Source organism: Sorangiineae bacterium MSr11954 (assembly GCA_037157815.1).
In the GTDB taxonomy this organism is placed as follows: Bacteria; Myxococcota_A; Polyangia; order Polyangiales; family Polyangiaceae; genus Pendulispora; species Pendulispora albinea.
The window spans coordinates 1,690,659-1,706,329 of record CP089984.1 but is presented as its reverse complement, the minus strand read 5'-3'; the positions used below and the strand labels follow the sequence as shown (position 1 = coordinate 1,706,329).

The window sequence follows — 15,671 nt, the reverse complement described above, 5'->3', positions numbered from 1 at the left end:
GAGAGAATAAGACTTAGTCTAAATCAGAACGCGCGATTTTCAAACTAGTCTGCAACCAAATCGCGCTCCGCGACTCGATCCAACGAGATCCAGCGGGATCCCGCGCGATCGAGCGCGCTCCAAGGTAGTTCAACGAGACCAACGGAAGGAGGTCGGACCGCAGATAAGCTAACGGGCACGTCGCGATGACGTGCCCGTCGAAATGCGTCGAAGCTCGAAGAGCCACGACCGCGCTACGGCTGCGGAAGGATCAGTAGCGGTAGTGATCCGGCTTGAACGGGCCCTCGACGGGAACGCCGAGGTAAGCCGCTTGTTCGGCGGTGAGCGTGGTCAGCTCGACGCCGAGCTTCCCCAAGTGGAGAGCCGCGACTTTTTCGTCGAGCTTCTTCGGCAGAACGTGGACGCCGACGGGGTAGTTCTTCGTCTCCGTCCAGAGGGCGATCTGCGCGAGGGTCTGGTTCGAGAAGGAGCTCGACATGACGAACGACGGGTGACCGTTGGCGCATCCGAGGTTCACGAGGCGGCCGCGGGCGAGCAAGGTGATGCGCTTGCCGTCGGGGAAGATGAACTGGTCGACCTGCGGCTTGATGTTGTTCTCTTTGATCTCCGGGTTCTTCTCGAGCCACGCGACGTCGATCTCGGTGTCGAAGTGGCCGATGTTGCAGAGGATCGCCTGGTCCTTCATCGCGCGCATGTGTTCACCGCGGATGACGTTCATGCAGCCCGTGGCCGTGACGAAGATGTCGCCCAGCGGCGCGACCTTCTCGAGGGTCGTGACCTGGTAGCCTTCCATCGCCGCCTGGAGCGCGATGATCGGATCGATCTCGGTGATGATGACGCGGGCGCCGAGGCCGCGGAGCGACTGCGCGCACCCCTTGCCGACATCGCCGTAGCCGCACACGACGGCGACCTTGCCGGCGAACATGACGCCGGTGGCCCGCTTCAGACCGTCGCCGAGCGACTCGCGGCAGCCGTAGAGATTATCGAACTTCGACTTGGTGACCGAGTCGTTGACATTGATGGCGGGGACCTTGAGCTCGCCCTTCTTGTGCATCTCGTAGAGCCGGTGCACGCCCGTGGTGGTCTCCTCGGACAGGCCGCGGATCGGATCGGGGCCCGAGAAGAGCTGCGGGTGCTTCTGGTGGACGACGAGCGTGAGGTCGCCGCCGTCGTCGAGGATCAAGTTGGGGCCCTTGCCGCCCTTGAAGGCCTTGAGCTGCGCCTCGATGCACTCGTAGTACTCTTCCTCGGTCTCGCCCTTCCAGGCGAAGACCGGCACGCCGGTGGCCGCGATGGCCGCCGCCGCGTGGTCCTGGGTCGAGTAGATGTTGCAGCTCGTCCAGGTGACCTCGGCGCCGAGCGCCGTCAGGGTCTCGATGAGGACCGCCGTCTGCAAGGTCATGTGGAGGCAGCCGGCGATGCGCGCGCCCGCCAGCGGCTTGCTCGCGCCGTACTCTTGGCGAAGGGCCATGAGACCGGGCATCTCCGACTCCGCAATCTCGATTTCTTTGCGGCCCCACTCGGCAAGTTTGATATCTTTGATTTTGTAATTTTCAGCCATCGGTCTCTCCCTGTACTCCATTGATGAACGCGAAATGAAACGTTACGTGCCGGCCGCCGCCTCGCCTGCCGGGTGCGCCGTCGGTTTGGTTGCGACGAGCACCTGCCAGGGGAGGTGATGATCCGGTCCGGACGTGATGAGTGCGGACGAAAGCGGCACGACCAGGGCCCTCTCGAGCCCCGCCGCGCGCGCGAATTTTTTGAGCTCCGCGGGCTCGAACCCGAGCCAGAGATCGGCGGCGTTGCGCATCGACTCGTCCTCGTGCCGGGCGTAGTCGAGCACCACCAAGGAGCCGCCCGGCGCGACCAGCGCGGCCAGGGTTTGGACCAGCGCCGCCGGTTTGGCTGCATGATGCAACAATCGGGCGGCGAACACGACGTCGGCCCCCTGCCCCACCGCGCGCCGGGCCTCGTCACCCGCGAGATCGCCTTCGAGCAAGGTGACATTGGAAAATCCGCGGGCCTTCACGCGCGCCCGCGCCTCGGCGAGCTGCACGCCCGAGCGATCCAGCGCGATCACGCGCTCGAACACGGGGGCGAGGACCTCGAGCAGGCCTCCATCGCCCGTCCCGACGTCCACCGCGACACCGCGACGCGGCAAGAGCACGGCGAGGGCCGCGAGGTACGCGCCCAGCTCCACGGGCGGACGGGGCCCCGCCGACGAATCGCCGACCGCACCGTTTGCACCGCCTGCACGCGGCGCGGCAAAGTACTCACGGGCGACCGCATCCCGGGCGCGGAGCACATCATCGATGCGCGCCTGGACCGAGGTGCCCACGGCGGCGCAATCCGCTTCGCAGAGCGAGCGCCCGCTCGCCAGCGCATCGGCGATCACGGCATCGGCGGTCGCGCCATCGCGAAGGCGGACCAGGGCGCGCGTGCCTTGCTTGCGCACGACCACCAGGCCCGCTTGCTTGAGCGGTGCGATATGGCGCGACACATTGGGCTGGCTCTCGCCAAGAAGCTCCGCCAGCTCGCCAATCGCCAGCTCCTCTTCCGCGGCCAACGCCAGGAGCCGCAGCCGAACAGGCTCGGAGAGGACCCGATACAGGTCCCAGCGATTGGGAGGGAGGGCGCTTTCGAGCATCCCCTCTCATATATGCGATGATGCGAATAGACGCAAGGAAGCCCGACCCCGCTCCTCTTCCGACGAGGAGCGGGGAGGCGGCAGGTCGGGACGAATCCGCGAGGCCCTCCGCGGCCGGGCACGAAGCGGCCGGGACGGCATAACCGGGAACCGGAACGAAAGAGACGAGCTGCGAAAAAAGAAAGAACAGAGAAGAAGCGACCGGGAACGAACAGGCAAACCGGAAGAAACGGCTCCCCCAACCCATCCCGCCGCGAGGGGCAAGGGTCGAGGGCACGGGAAGAAAGAAAGATGAAGCGGCTCCCAACCCGCCTCCCCCACTCCACCAGGGAAAGGTCGAGAGCCTCCGAGAAGCAGCTCCCGCCCAGCTTCCCCGCCAAGGGACAGGAGTCGAGAGCACGCGAAGAAAGGCGAAGCGGCTCTCCACCCCCCAGTCGAGAGCATCGGAAAAGCAGCTCCCCCCATCAAAAAGCGAGAAGCGAAGGAAAGAGATAAGGAAGCAGGGAAGAGCAAGTGCTCGCACGCGGTAGGGCGTCGAGTTGCGGGGCTTCCTTCAAGTCGCGTACCAGACCGAACTAGCGCGAATTTGCGCGAAAATGCCATCCGACCGTGTGGCGTGTGAACGTTCGTTCTGTGAAGCGCATGACACGGAGCGCGTCCAGGGTGTGCCAATACCGGGCCGGCACATAACGTTGCTTGCCTGTGCGGTGAGTCGCGTGGTGTATTGACGCCGTTTCCGTGTCGCCACGGCTTCGTCGCGGCACCGTCACAAGTCGAGGTGCGCAAGGGCCTCGAGGCACCATGTCGCGTAGAGCCCCGAATGCCGAAGGAGTGGACGCCGCCCGGCAGCCAAGCGTCCTGCGTCTGTTTCCCCCCGTCCGAAGACGGCTCGTTCGCTTTCGCCGCCGCGCCGCACGGGCGCTCCTCGTCCTCGCGCCGCTGGCCATCGCCCTGGCCGATGCCATCCGGCGCCCGGGGCACCTCGGCCACTTCGACACCCCGGGCCTCGTCTTCTATCTGGCGTGCGTGGGGGTCAGCGGAGCGCTCTGGGCATCGCTGGTGGTGATGGCGGCGCGCAAGCGCGGCGGCGTGCGCTGGATCGCGTGGGCCGTGCTGGTGGTGCTCGCGGGCTTTGCGCTCGGCGCCCAGTCGTACACCTACACCCGCTACATGGCGTACATGGATCATCAGGCGGTGCTGGTGGGCACCTCGATGATGCCCAGCATCGGCCAGCAGCTCTGGAGCGATCGCGCCACCTTCGCGCAGACCATCTTGCCCCCGGTGCTCATCGCGCTCCTTCTGCCGCTCATCGTGCGGGTCCTCGCCCCGCCGCGCCGGCGAAGCACGCACATCGCACGGGACACGGCGGTGGTGGCGCTGCTTTGCGCGCTCTTCGTATCGCCGACGCACGGCGCCGAGCAGGGCCAGCCCCCCGACGTGATGTACCTCTCGGCCATGGGCCAGCTCTCGCGCGCCCGCTGGGACCACAACGAGACGGTGGAGCGCGTGCACCCGGGCGCGCGCTCGCCCGAAGACGTCCCCTCCGTCCGCGCGCACCCAACCGTGCGGCGCAACGTGCTGCTGGTGCTCACCGAGTCGGTGCGCGCCATGAGCGTGTGCCTGCGGCCCCAAGATTCGAACTGCCTCGTCACGCCCTTCTCGCACGCGCAGGCCCCGCACCGCATCGCCATGACCCAGATGCGCAGCGTGGACTCGACCACCGCCATTTCGCTGTCGGTCATGTGGAGCGGCGTCGGCCAAGACGAGTCGCGCAAGACCTTGCACTCGGCGCCGCTGCTCTGGGAGTACCTGCACGCCGCACAGCTCGACTCGGCGTATTGGACGTCGCAGAACATGCTCTTCGGCAACTCCGGCGCGTGGCTCAGCGGAATTCCGGTGACGCGCACCGTGAGCGCCACCCAGCTCGAACGCGATCCGAGCCTCGAGGTGGGGGCCGACGATGGAAAGCTGGTCGACTACGTCATCGGCGACGTGGGACAGCTTCGCGAGCCCTACGCGGGCGTGGTGCACCTCTCGAATACGCACTTCCCCTACAAGGTCGATCACGCCTATGCGCCCTTCCTCCCGGAGGACGAGGCCACGGGCCCCGGCTACGAGCTGGAGATCCGCAACCGCTACCACGACGCCGTTTATCTGCAGGATCGTGCGGTGGGCCGGCTGATCGAAGAGGTGCGCGCGCGCCCCGATGGAGCGCGCACGGTCATCGTCTTTCTCTCCGACCACGGCGAGCAGCTGCGCGAAAAGGGCGCGGTCGGACACACCGGCACCCTCTACGAGGAGGAGATCCGCATCCCCTTCTGGATCGACGCCCCCGCCGGAACCTTGACCGAAGACGAAGAGCGCCACCTTCGCGCCCTCTCGGACACCCCGCTCACGACCTTCGACGTGCTCCCCACCGTGCTCGATTTGATGGGCCTCTGGGACGAGCCCCGCCTCGCCACCTTCCGCGCGCGCATGCCGGGCGAGAGCCTCTTGCGCGGCGGCAGCTCGCCCGACAAGGTCGCCTTTTTGACCAACTGCAGCGAGCTCTGGGCGTGCGCCTTCAAGAACTGGGGCGCCATCCGCGGGACCCGCAAATTGATTGGCAATCAGAGCGACCACGCGTGGAACTGCTTCGACGTGGCGCGCGATCCCGAAGAGCACCAGCCGCTGCCGCTCGAGGCGTGCAGCGACTTGCTCCCCGTGGCCGAGGGCAAAGGCCACGGCCGGCCGTTTTAAAGGCGCCGCTCCGGCGCGCTAATTGGATTTGGACGGATACATCGAGAGCCGCGGGCCGCGGTAAACGGGCGCGAGGAAGTCGTAAACGTGCAGCGGCGGGCGCCCCGCGACGGGCGACTCGTCGTTGAAGTGGAGCGAGCCTCCGAACACGACGCCGCGGCCGGACTCGGGGAGGCTATCGACCCAATACTTGTTTCGAACCATGGCCCCAAAAGGCACTTCGCCATGGCCGAAGAAGTCTTGAAATCGATTGGTGTCCATCCCGTACGCGCGAAGCTTTCGCCTTCGGCAAATGTCGAGCAGCCGCAGGTAGTGATTGTCCTCGAGGTTCGGCTCGTGGAAGTACGTCCACGACGCCGCGAGCAGCTTCTTCTTCGCGAGGACGAGCTCGGCCGATCCCTCCGGTGCCGTGAGGTACGTGTCGATTTGGGGCTGAAGGTCGCGGGGATACATTTCGATGCCGAACCAGTCGAACGTCTCGTGCTCCAAGATGCCGACCAGCTCGTCGTAGCGCGCCTGGTCTCCGTGCTGCCCGTCCGGCACGGCCAGGAGGGCGTCGGCGCCTGCTGCGCGAAAGCCGCGGAGATCCCGATCCTCGGTCGGTGCGATCCGCTCGTCCGAGGCGGCGGCGAGGGCCGTCACCTCTTGCTCGAGCGCAAAGCTCGGGTTGGGGATCAAGTACGTGGCCGTGAGGCCCCGCGCGTCCAGCGCCGCGTGGAATGCGTCGAGGCCGGCGAGCAGCTGGTCCACGTTCTCGGCTTCGATGAAGGCGTAATCGTGGCCGGTGTCCGTGAACTTATTGGGCACGTTCAAGGTCTTGTTGAAGTGAAATACGACGCGATTCGCCGGGCCGAAGGCGAGCGTCACGCTGTTTCCATGGTCGGAGACGAGCGACGCGGACGAGGGCACCAGATCGCGGAGCAAGGTCGCTTTGGCGATGGGCTGCATGACGTGGAGGCCGTACGCGTCGCCCATGTACCGGCTTGGTTTGCCGACGGCTGCTTGGTATTTCGCGATGGACGCGAAGTCGTTCGGCGGAAAATGCCGGGCGAAGACGGAGATGTCGATCGTCAAGACGCCCGACGTGTCCGGCGGCGGGAGCGGATCCTCCGACGAGCTACAGCCGAGGGCAAGGGCGCCGCTCAGCGCGAGAGCCCCGCATCGGAGCGCGCGGGAGCACGCGCCTGGGCGCGGGCGCGGCTCCGTGCGCGGGCGGGGTTCGGGCTTGGGCATCGAGGACGGGACGGCGGGGTTCGGTGTTTCGCGGGGCTCCATGTTCGAAGCTTCATGTAGCTCGCGGCGGGGGCGGACGGCCGTCACCGATGGTAACGGTGTGTATCGGTTCGTATCCTCGCCGGCTATCCGCCTACCGGAAGCTCGAGGACGACATGGCAACCGCCGAGCGACGCCTGCTCGATCCACACCGAGCCGCCATGGCGCGAGGCGATGCGGCGCACGATGGAGAGCCCGAGCCCGACCCCGCGGCCATCGGTTGCGAGCCGCACGAACGGCTCGAAGACGCGTTCGCGTTCGCTCTCCGGAATGCCATCGCCATCGTCTTCCACCACGATGCGAAGGTGGGATGGCGCCGGCGCGGCCTGCACATGCACGCGAACACGGGCCTTGGCGTGCCGGCAGGCGTTGCGGACGACATTGACGAGCGCGCGCCGGAGGAGGCGCCGATCGGCTCGAAGCGGCGCGATGTCCTCGGCGAGGTCGACCTCGATCCGAGGAAACTCCGTCGCGAGCTCCTCGAGAAAGGGGCGCACCGCGATGCGCTCGAGGCGGAGCGGATCGTCGCCGTGCTCCAAGCGCGACAAGGTCAAGAGCTCGTCGACCAGCGCGTCCAGCTCGCCGAAGTCGCCGTCGATTTCCTGGAGCTGCTCGGCGCGCGCGTCGGCCGAATCGGTGTCCGCGAGACGGTCGATGGCGAACCGAATGCGCGAAAGCGGGGTGCGTAGCTCGTGCGATACGGCGCGGAGCAGATCGCGCTGCGCCGTCACCCGACGGCGAAGATCGTCCGCCATCGCGTTGAAGGGGCGCGCAATCGTGCGAAGCAAGACGAAGGCGCCGATGGCCGCGATCGCGCCCATCGCCGCAAGCACGATCCCGACCCGCAGCGGGCCCGGGGTGTTCGGACCGGGCAGCGGGCCAAGCCGAACCACCTCGAGCCGTTCCGTCGACCCTACCGCACCCGTCGACCCTACCGCACCCGCCGAACCCGCCGAATCCGGCAACGCCGCCGAATCCGGCAACGCCGCCGCGAGAAACGCTCCCCCCTCCAGCGCCGAAAACCACCAGCTCTTGGAGGCCCCCGCCGCGAGATCGGCCCGCACGGCATCCTCGATGCGCGCGGAGTCCCACGGGAGCACGGCGACGGGGCAACCGAACCGCACTTCGAGCTCGGCGAGGAGCTTCGCGCGCTCACCGCGCGGTGCACCCGCGATGCGATCGACGGCCAGCGAGAGCCCTCCGCCGAAGGTCCGCTCGTACGACTCTTTCACATCGGCGCGCGTCGAGGGATACAGAAACGCCATGCCAATCAAGGTCGCGATCACGTACGTGACGCACAATCCAATGTACGTACGAAGAAAGAGCCGGTTCACGGCCGCGTGACCAACATGTACCCGACGCCGCGCACGGAGACGATGAGCTCCGGGTTCTCCGAGTCGTCCCCCAGCTTTCGGCGAAGGCGCGAAATGCGCAAATCGATCGACCGATTCAACCCGTCGTAGCGAAGCCCGCGCGACTCGCCCAGAAGCTCCTCGCGCGAAACGGTGTGCCCCGCGCGGCGCGCGAGGATTTCGAGCAGCTCGAACTCGGAGGTGGACACGGGCACGCGCGCCCCGCGGTAGCAGACCGTGCGCTGCCCGGGATCGATCGAGAGAGCGCCCACCACCCGAACGCCCCGCTCGCCCGCCCGCGGCGTGCGTTCGGCGATGCGGCGCAGGTTGGCGCGAAGGCGCGCGACCAAGGCGCGGGGCCGGACCGGTTTGGCGACGTAGTCGTCGGCGCCGATCTCCAGGCCCAGCACCTCGTCGATCTCGTCGCCGCGTGCGGTCATCATGACGATGGCGCCCGCGTAGCCGGCGCGAATTTCGCGGCACACCGACAAGCCGTCCTGACCGGGCAGGCCGATGTCGAGAAGAACGACGTCGGGGTTCGTCTGCCGGATCCGGTCGGCCGCGCGATCGCCGCGGGTCACCACGTCCACGGTGAACCCGTGCTCGTCGAGGTAGCCGCGCACCAAGGCGGCGAGGCGCGCATCGTCTTCGACGAGGAGGACGGTCGGGCGCGCGCCCTCGCCCTTTTCGGCCTCATCGACGTCTCGGGCGGGCTCGTCCCCCGTCACCCCGTCACCAAACCACGTCCGAGTCATGCGGTGAATCGCAGAGGGCACGGGCCAGCGCCGCCAACGTCTCCCCGGTGCTCGCCTCGATTTTGAGGGTCGCGCGCTCCTCGCCGCGAACGGGGCCGCGGTTGACGATGGCGATGGGAATTTTGCGGTCCACGGCGCGAAGGAGGAAGCGGTAGCCCGAGAAGACGGCCAGCGAGGTGCCCGCGACGAGGAGCACGTCCGCATCGTCCACCTTGGCGTACGCTTCGTCGACGACCGGGCGCGCGACGTTGTGGCCGAAGAAGACGACGCGGGGCTTGAGCACGCCCTCGCACTGCACGCAGGTGGGGACTCGAAACGACGCCACCATGTCCTCGGGCAAATCGGCGTCGCCGTCGGGCGCCATGGGGATGGGGCCATCGAGCCAGTCGGGGTTCAGGTCGCGCATGCGAGCCTGCAGCGCGTCGCGATCCTCGATGGCGTGGCACTCGAGGCAGACGACCTCGGCCAGCGCGCCGTGAAGCTCGGTCACGCGCCGGCTGCCCGCCGCGGCGTGAAGGCGGTCGACGTTTTGCGTGATCACGCCGGTCACCACGCCGCGCGCCTCGAGCTGCGCGAGCGCCGCGTGCGACAAGCCGGGCCGCGCCAGGCGAAAGCGCTCCCACCCCACCATGGACCGCGCCCAATAGCGGCGCCGGAGGGCCGCCGAGCGGATGAACTCGGGACCGTGGAGCGGCCGCCGAGGGCGCGCGAGCGACTCGGGGCTGCGGTAGTCGGGTATCCCGGATTCCGTGCTGATCCCCGCGCCCGTCAGCGCGACCACCCGCCGCCCGCGCAGCTGCGCGGCCATGGTTTCCAGCGCCGCGACGTCTTCGTTGTTCGTAAGCATGCGTGCGCCGATAAAGTTAGCATCGCCCGGCGCGGAGTCGCGTGGAAGCCGCGGAGGCCACCAGACTCAGGCGCGGGGCGCGTGCGGGCTCTCACGATTCCTGCGCGAGGAACGCGCGGCCGCGCCACGCAAAGACGATCCCGTAGATGCCGGTACCGAAGGAGAACACGTTGATGGCCACCTCGGTCGCGACGGCGCCCGCATCTCCACCCCGGTAGACGCCGTTCTCGAGGTTGTAGAGTACATCCATGCAGCCGAGGTAGATGGCCGCGCTCGCAGCGAGCAAGGTCCACAGAAGCCCCACGGGCCTCTGCCGGATCAGGGCGATGGACGCGAGGAGGCTGGTCGCCCCCAGCCACGCGTCGGCCAAGGGGAACGCGTTCTCGAAGATAGAATACGCATCGGTGGACTGCGTGGCCAGGATGCTTCGGTCGCCGAAGAACCAGATGCCCCAATAGACGATCATGGCGACGGCGCCGAACAGCATCAAGGCGACCATCGTCTTCCATCCTGGGGGCGGCACCCGCGAGCTCACGGCAACCATGCTACGAAACGTTTGGTGCGCCATCGTATCCATTCGACTCCCTTATTTGCGCTCCCCTTCCCGCCCGCGCTTGCCCGCACGCGCCGATGTTTTGTCCAATTGCGACAATCGGTGACCGCGCCCGGGCGGGACCAGCGCCGCGGCCGCGGGCTCGCGCGAGCCCGCTGATCCATGTCGCTCCCGGCGATCGCGGCGCGCGCCATGCTCGAGGGCCTTGAGTTGGTGGGCCTGGACGCGGAGGCCATCCGCGCCGCCGCCGGCATCGCCGACCGCGATCTGGCGATCCCCGGCGCGCACCTCACCGACGAGCACTTCGCGCGCATGTGGAAGCACGCCATGACCCTCTGCGGGCGCGACTCGCTGGCGGTCGAAGTTGCCCAGCGGCTGCCCATGGGATCGTTCGGCATCTTCGATTACCTGGTCGCCTCGGCCGGCACCGTGGGCGAGGCGCTCGAAGCGCTGCGCGCGAGCTTCGGACTGGTCGCCGAGGGCGTCTCCCTGGAGATCGACCGGAGCCATCGCGGATGCGTGTGGGTCCGCATCCACAATGTGCCCCTCTTCGAGGGCCACGAATGGAGCGACGAGCTCACCCTCGCCATCACGCTCTCGCGGCTGCAGGCGCTCGCCGAAGCCCCTTGGCGCGCCGCGCACGTGCACCTCGCGCGCGCCGAGGTGGCGAGCGCGGCGCGCTGGGAGCAGCTATGGGGTACGAAGGTCCGCTTTGGGAGCCGCGCGTCGGCGGTGTGCCTCGCCGAGGGAGCTTGCGCCATTCGCTTGAAGACGGCCGATCCCCGCCTGCAGCAAGCCTTGCGCGACGTGGCGCGCGATCATCTCACCTCGCAACCGTCGTTTCTCCTCGTGGCGCGCACCGCGCTCCTCCGCCTGCTCCGACATGCGAGGGCCACGGAGGCGCGACTCTCGCGCGAGCTCTCCGTATCGACTCGCTCGCTGCAGCGCCGCTTGCGTGAATCGGGCACGAGCTACCGCGCGCTGCTCGACGACGTGCGCCACGACGAGGCGCTGCGCCTCCTCGCATCCCGCGAGCCGCTCGCCCGCATCGCACGAACCTTGGGGTTCCAGGAGCAAGCCTCGTTCACCCGCGCCTTTCGGCGATGGACCGGGCGCGCGCCGAGCGCATGGCTGCGAGACACCCGAACCGCGGACTGACCCTCGCAAATCGGCGTAGACTCGGCCGCCGCATGGATGACTATGCCCGGGTCCTACACACCTTGCGACGCGACGACCGCCAGGTGCGCTTTTGCGTTCGTTGCGGCTCGCACGTGTATGGCACCGCGCGCCCCGGGTCCGATCGGGACTTCCTGGTGGTCCTCGCCGACGAGCGAGCCCGCCAGGATTTGCTCTGGGGCGAGGACCTGAACGTGGTGGTGCACGGCGCCGGCACCTACGCCAAGGCGCTCGAGGAGCAGAGCATTTTCGCGCTCGAGGGCCTCTTTGCGCCCGCCGAGCACCGGCTCAAAGAAGCGCGTCCGCCGTTTCGGTATCGGCCCCACACGAACCGCCTCTTTGCGTCGGCAAAGGGGAAATCCGACTCGGATTGGAACAAGGCGCGAAAGACGTTCGACCGCGAGCCCGAAGCCGCGCGAAAGCGGATCGTGCACGCGCTGCGGGTGCCGGCCTTTGCCGCGCAGATCGCGGAGACGGGGCGCATCGCCGATTTCCGCGTGGCCGTCCCCTGGTCGGAGCAGCTCTGCGCGGGCGCCTACGAAACGTGGGAGGCCATCGCGCGCGACTTCGAGCCGATCCGAGGCGCGCTCCTCGAAGCGCTACACCGAGCCGCCGGGCGCTGAGCGAAGACGCTACGCCGAGCCGCCGGGCCCTGCGCGAAGACGCTGCGGCGTGATGTTCTGGTGCATCCAGTGCTCATCGGTGGTCACGTGATCCTTGCGGACCCACTTGGCGAGGCTCTTCGAAAACTCGGCGCTGGAGAACGACGCCGCGCGCCGCACGACGATGCCTTCGCGGGTGCCGCCGAAGACGGAGGGCTCGGCGGAGAGCTCCTCGGTCAGCTCCTGAAGATCCCGCTCCTTCGCGAGGACGCCGCGAAAGAGGACGGGCACCGTGGGGAGGCCGAGATCGGCGGCTTGCGCGGCGACCCTATCCCATTCCCACCATCGCTCGCCTTCGTCGTCGCGCACGCCGAACACGAGGGAGTAGTCCGGGAGCGCCTCGTACGGTATCGAGTGCACCGCGTAGCAGTACTCGCAAAAAATCGAGGTCCCCTCGGAAATGAGGTGGCGCAGGCGCGCGTGCGTGGCCTTGGCGAGGTCGAAGCTTTTGTGCGAAGGCGGCCCGGCGTGCGAGCGCGAAAAGACATTTTGGCGCGTGTACGTCAGGTTGCTGCCATCGCACTTTTCGGTGACGACCACGGGAACCCCGAGGAGCCCCGACACGTCGCGCAGACGCTTGTCGTCCGACGTGCCCCCCGGCGACCATGGCAGATGAAACGAGCGCGGATACTTGGACGACACGACCCTTGCACCGTAGCAGATCGCGCCCCGCGCGGCTTCGCGCTATAGCAAGGCGATGGTCGCACCCGCACGCATCGATCTGCCCGAGGCGCCCGACTACCGCGTGCCCTGGGACGCGCTGCAGGTTTTCCCCTGGCTGCGCGCGCTCGAAGCCTGCCCGCAAGATCCGATTCACCACGCGGAGGGCAACGTATGGATCCACACGCGCATGGTGCTCGAAACCTTGGCGGCCATGCCCGCATGGCGCAACCTCCCCGATCCCCAGAGGCGCGCCGTGTACCTTGCCTGCCTCTTGCACGACGTGGCCAAGCCCGCGACCACACGCACCGAGGACGATGGCCGGATCACGGCCAAGGGCCACTCCCGCCGCGGCGAGCTCATGGCGCGCCGGATCCTGTGGGAGCTCGGCGAGCCCTTTGCGATCCGCGAGCTGGTGTGCGGCCTCATCCGGCACCACCAAGTTCCGTTTTTTCTCATCGAGCGCGACGACGCCCGGCGCCTGGCGGCCGAGATCAGCCTGGTGGCACAATGCCATTTGCTCGCGCTGGTGGCCGAAGCCGATATCCGCGGCCGCATCTGCCGCGATTTGCAGCGCATCGTGGACAACATCGACCTTTACCGCGAGTACTGCCGCGACGAAGGCTGCCTCGATTCGCCGCGCGCATTTGCATCGCCGCACACCCGCTACACCTTCTTTCACTCCGAGGGCCGGCACCCCGACATCGAGGCGTGGGACGACACCAAAGTCTCCGTGGTGGTCATGTCCGGACTTCCAGGCTCGGGCAAAGACACCTACGTGCGAACGCATTTCGCCGATTGGCCGGTCGTCTCCTTGGATGGCCTGCGGGACGAGCTCGACATCGATCCCACCGACAATCAGGGCCAGGTCATTCAAGCCGCGCGCGAGCGGGCCAAAGAACACCTGCGCCGCGGCGAGCGCTTCGTATGGAACGCGACCAACATCTCACGCCGCTTTCGCGCGCCACTCCTGTCGCTTTTGGCCGACTATCACGCGCGCATCACCGTCGTGTACATCGAGGCGCCCAATGACGTGCTTTGGTCGCAGAATCGCGCGCGCGAGGCCGCCGTTCCCGATAAGAACATCCACGCCATGTTGGACCGCTGGGAGGTACCGGACATGACGGAGGCGCACGAAGTACGCTACGTCGTCGCGCGATGATCGCGTCGCCGCGACTATTTGTGCTTTGCCCCGCTCACGGCGGTAGCGAGCCCCAACCCGACATACACCGTCCCCGCCACATAATGCTGACGGCGTAAGAAGCCGGCATTGCCACGGAGCCAGCGCGCGGCCGATCCTGCCATGAGGGCCCAAATCGAGTCGCTCGCAAATCCCATCACCGCGAAGAGCACCCCCAAGGCAGAGAACTGCAAGGCCACATGTCCGCGCGCCGGATCGACGAACTGCGGAAGGAACGCAAAGAAGAACAGCGCCGTTTTTGGATTCAAGACGCCAACCAGCACCCCCTGCGCGTACACCTCACGAAGCGGAACAGGCGCCGCACGCTTTACGTCGTCGGCCGCCACCGGGCCCTCACGAAATTTTTTGATCCCCAGATAAATGAGATACGCAGCGCCCACGTACTTAACAATAGAGAAGGCCGCAGCCGACGACACGAGCAGCGCCGAGAGCCCCACCGCGGCCGCGAGCACGTGCGCGAGGCTCCCCGTCGCCACCCCGGCAGCCGACGCCACCCCCGCGCCGCGTCCTTGATCGACGCTTCGTGTAACGGTGTACAGCACGGCGGGACCTGGGATCACGAAGAGCACCAGGGCAGCCGAAATGAAAAGGGCGAGATCGCGCGAATCGGGGAGGAGTTGCATGCAGCGCGCGAGTGTAGGGTTCGGCTGCGGCGCTGCAAAGGTGCCCTCTCCGCGATGACGTTCACCATCGCGGCATGGGACGAATCGGTATCTCCGGAGCGGGAACGGCGGTGCATTCGCCGCCGGGCGGGCATTCCCACGACTCGGCTTGGCCCACGATGCACGGCTTCTCCACCGTGATCGGCCCGTCGGGAAGGGGCCCTATCCGAGCATGTCGAAATCGACTCTCCACGCAGCTGGCGATGAAGTCCCGCAACACGGCCCGAGGCTCCTCGAGCTTGACGTTCGTCGCTTGACCATCCGTATCGAATCGAGCTCGAACCCGAACGACCACCGGTGCACCGCGGTAGCACGTGTTGATCGCCTCACAGGCGGCATCGAGCCCTGGCTCGGCATCGCGCCGGTAGTGTTCCGGTGGCCTTCCTTCGAGGATGGTCGACGACAGGGCGTTGCCCGCGCGATGTTCCGCGCCCTCCGCGTGCAAGCTGGCTTCGGAAGGTGCGCTGCAGGCGATCGTGGATGCGGGCAGAAGCGGCCAAGCCCAACGAGCGAGGGTGCACCACGCTCTCCTTCGATGCGCAGCCTGAAAACCCGAATCCATTCGCACGATCCTTCATGGGGTTCATCCGATTCATCGGATTCATCGGACCCGTTCCAACGCAGGTTGCGTTAATTGCACGCCGCTCCGGGACCTGCCCCCGTGCACCGTGCAGGGCACTGAAACGCACTTCCTGGCGCTTGCCGCCCAGCTTGACACGACATGAGCACGCGGCCCGCGTCGACGCCGAACTCCGTTGCGCACCATTTGCCGTCGGCGCGGCCGGCGCAGGGATCGCACGAGTCGGGAATGCCGGCTGGATAGAATGCACATCCATTGGAGCAGGCCGTGACCTCGACGATGCCGCCGTCGCCATCGCAGATGACCAGATCGTCCCGGGAGCCCTGGTAATTTGCCAATCCGTTGCACGCGCAGTAGATCCCCCGCGCGCGACCGCGGTTCACGGAGCAGGGTTGTGCCTTGGGGTCGAGCATGTAGCCGGGGCAGTTGCTCGGGCCCCCGTCGGCCACCGCGGAGGCTTCCACCCCACCGTCTTCGCCGCCGGGCCCCGGCTTGGGCGACGGGTCGTCGAAGTTTGCAAGAAATGTACAGCCGAGGCTCAGGACCACTGGACATACCAAGAGCC

Annotated in this window: 15 protein-coding genes; 4 read left to right on the top strand and 11 right to left on the bottom strand. The window is 67.4% G+C overall.

The annotated features are described in order from the left end of the window. Positions 1–250: 250 nt before the first annotated feature. Both ahcY and LZC94_07045 read right to left on the bottom strand, forming a co-directional pair. Positions 251–1,582, bottom strand: a complete 1,332-nt coding sequence (gene ahcY, locus LZC94_07050; protein WXB17026.1) for an adenosylhomocysteinase — start codon at positions 1,580–1,582, stop codon at positions 251–253. Positions 1,583–1,603: 21 nt separating this feature from the next. Beyond that, complete coding sequence (locus LZC94_07045) at positions 1,604–2,647, bottom strand: metalloregulator ArsR/SmtB family transcription factor (GenBank protein ID WXB17025.1); 1,044 nt, start codon at positions 2,645–2,647, stop codon at positions 1,604–1,606. Between the two features lie 801 nt (positions 2,648–3,448). Here LZC94_07045 and LZC94_07040 point away from each other — a divergent pair. Further along, the gene (locus LZC94_07040; GenBank protein WXB17024.1) at positions 3,449–5,386 is read left to right on the top strand and encodes a sulfatase-like hydrolase/transferase; all 1,938 of its coding nucleotides are present in this window, start codon (positions 3,449–3,451) and stop codon (positions 5,384–5,386) included. Between the two features lie 18 nt (positions 5,387–5,404). Here LZC94_07040 and LZC94_07035 read toward each other — a convergent pair whose 3' ends face one another. The 5 genes from LZC94_07035 to LZC94_07015 all read right to left on the bottom strand — a co-directional run bounded on the left by LZC94_07035 (position 5,405) and on the right by LZC94_07015 (position 10,156). Beyond that, positions 5,405–6,661, bottom strand: a complete 1,257-nt coding sequence (locus LZC94_07035) for a hypothetical protein (protein ID WXB17023.1) — start codon at positions 6,659–6,661, stop codon at positions 5,405–5,407. A gap of 83 nt (positions 6,662–6,744) precedes the next feature. Then, positions 6,745–7,992 (bottom strand): ATP-binding protein, encoded by a 1,248-nt coding sequence (locus LZC94_07030; protein ID WXB17022.1) that lies wholly within the window; start codon positions 7,990–7,992, stop codon positions 6,745–6,747. Beyond that, positions 7,989–8,765 (bottom strand): response regulator transcription factor, encoded by a 777-nt coding sequence (locus tag LZC94_07025; protein ID WXB17021.1) that lies wholly within the window; start codon positions 8,763–8,765, stop codon positions 7,989–7,991. Before LZC94_07025 ends, LZC94_07030 begins: the two co-directional genes overlap by 4 nt. Next, positions 8,743–9,612 (bottom strand): NAD-dependent protein deacetylase, encoded by an 870-nt coding sequence (locus tag LZC94_07020; protein ID WXB17020.1) that lies wholly within the window; start codon positions 9,610–9,612, stop codon positions 8,743–8,745. Before LZC94_07020 ends, LZC94_07025 begins: the two co-directional genes overlap by 23 nt. Positions 9,613–9,703: 91 nt before the next feature. Next, positions 9,704–10,156 carry a hypothetical protein gene (locus LZC94_07015; GenBank protein WXB17019.1) on the bottom strand — a complete coding sequence of 151 codons (453 nt, stop codon included), beginning with the start codon at positions 10,154–10,156 and terminating at the stop codon, positions 9,704–9,706. Positions 10,157–10,327: 171 nt separating this feature from the next. On the opposite strand from LZC94_07015, the gene LZC94_07010 reads away from it, so the two are divergent. Beyond that, positions 10,328–11,323 (top strand): AraC family transcriptional regulator, encoded by a 996-nt coding sequence (locus LZC94_07010; GenBank protein ID WXB17018.1) that lies wholly within the window; start codon positions 10,328–10,330, stop codon positions 11,321–11,323. 32 nt (positions 11,324–11,355) lie between these two features. Next, positions 11,356–11,964, top strand: a complete 609-nt coding sequence (locus LZC94_07005) for a hypothetical protein (protein ID WXB17017.1) — start codon at positions 11,356–11,358, stop codon at positions 11,962–11,964. A gap of 9 nt (positions 11,965–11,973) precedes the next feature. Here LZC94_07005 and LZC94_07000 read toward each other — a convergent pair whose 3' ends face one another. Further along, on the bottom strand, positions 11,974–12,645 hold the full coding sequence (locus LZC94_07000; GenBank protein ID WXB17016.1) for an RNA ligase family protein: 672 nt from the start codon (positions 12,643–12,645) through the stop codon (positions 11,974–11,976). A gap of 55 nt (positions 12,646–12,700) precedes the next feature. Here LZC94_07000 and LZC94_06995 point away from each other — a divergent pair, with 55 nt between their 5' ends. After that, positions 12,701–13,825 carry an AAA family ATPase gene (locus LZC94_06995; protein WXB17015.1) on the top strand — a complete coding sequence of 375 codons (1,125 nt, stop codon included), beginning with the start codon at positions 12,701–12,703 and terminating at the stop codon, positions 13,823–13,825. A gap of 14 nt (positions 13,826–13,839) precedes the next feature. On the opposite strand, the gene LZC94_06990 is transcribed toward LZC94_06995, so the two are convergent. The 3 genes from LZC94_06990 to LZC94_06980 all read right to left on the bottom strand — a co-directional run bounded on the left by LZC94_06990 (position 13,840) and on the right by LZC94_06980 (position 15,654). Next, positions 13,840–14,487 (bottom strand): LysE family translocator, encoded by a 648-nt coding sequence (locus LZC94_06990; protein WXB17014.1) that lies wholly within the window; start codon positions 14,485–14,487, stop codon positions 13,840–13,842. Positions 14,488–14,548: 61 nt separating this feature from the next. Next, positions 14,549–15,088: a hypothetical protein gene (locus tag LZC94_06985; protein ID WXB17013.1), complete on the bottom strand. Its 540-nt coding sequence runs from the start codon at positions 15,086–15,088 to the stop codon at positions 14,549–14,551. 68 nt (positions 15,089–15,156) lie between these two features. Beyond that, on the bottom strand, positions 15,157–15,654 hold the full coding sequence (locus tag LZC94_06980; GenBank protein WXB17012.1) for a hypothetical protein: 498 nt from the start codon (positions 15,652–15,654) through the stop codon (positions 15,157–15,159). Positions 15,655–15,671 lie beyond the last annotated feature (17 nt).

What these genes read in the sequence shown, in the direction of transcription:
- LZC94_06985 (WXB17013.1), bottom strand. Translation starts at nt 15,088, where the DNA reads ATGGATTCGGGTTTTCAGGCTGCGCATCGAAGGAGAGCGTGGTGCACC.
- LZC94_07020 (WXB17020.1), bottom strand. Translation starts at nt 9,612, where the DNA reads ATGCTTACGAACAACGAAGACGTCGCGGCGCTGGAAACCATGGCCGCG.
- LZC94_06990 (WXB17014.1), bottom strand. Translation starts at nt 14,487, where the DNA reads ATGCAACTCCTCCCCGATTCGCGCGATCTCGCCCTTTTCATTTCGGCT.
- LZC94_07010 (WXB17018.1), top strand. Translation starts at nt 10,328, where the DNA reads ATGTCGCTCCCGGCGATCGCGGCGCGCGCCATGCTCGAGGGCCTTGAG.
- LZC94_07005 (WXB17017.1), top strand. Translation starts at nt 11,356, where the DNA reads ATGGATGACTATGCCCGGGTCCTACACACCTTGCGACGCGACGACCGC.
- LZC94_07025 (WXB17021.1), bottom strand. Translation starts at nt 8,765, where the DNA reads ATGACTCGGACGTGGTTTGGTGACGGGGTGACGGGGGACGAGCCCGCC.
- LZC94_07015 (WXB17019.1), bottom strand. Translation starts at nt 10,156, where the DNA reads ATGGTTGCCGTGAGCTCGCGGGTGCCGCCCCCAGGATGGAAGACGATG.
- LZC94_07045 (WXB17025.1), bottom strand. Translation starts at nt 2,647, where the DNA reads ATGCTCGAAAGCGCCCTCCCTCCCAATCGCTGGGACCTGTATCGGGTC.
- LZC94_06995 (WXB17015.1), top strand. Translation starts at nt 12,701, where the DNA reads ATGGTCGCACCCGCACGCATCGATCTGCCCGAGGCGCCCGACTACCGC.
- LZC94_07040 (WXB17024.1), top strand. Translation starts at nt 3,449, where the DNA reads ATGTCGCGTAGAGCCCCGAATGCCGAAGGAGTGGACGCCGCCCGGCAG.
- ahcY (WXB17026.1), bottom strand. Translation starts at nt 1,582, where the DNA reads ATGGAGTACAGGGAGAGACCGATGGCTGAAAATTACAAAATCAAAGAT.
- LZC94_07035 (WXB17023.1), bottom strand. Translation starts at nt 6,661, where the DNA reads ATGGAGCCCCGCGAAACACCGAACCCCGCCGTCCCGTCCTCGATGCCC.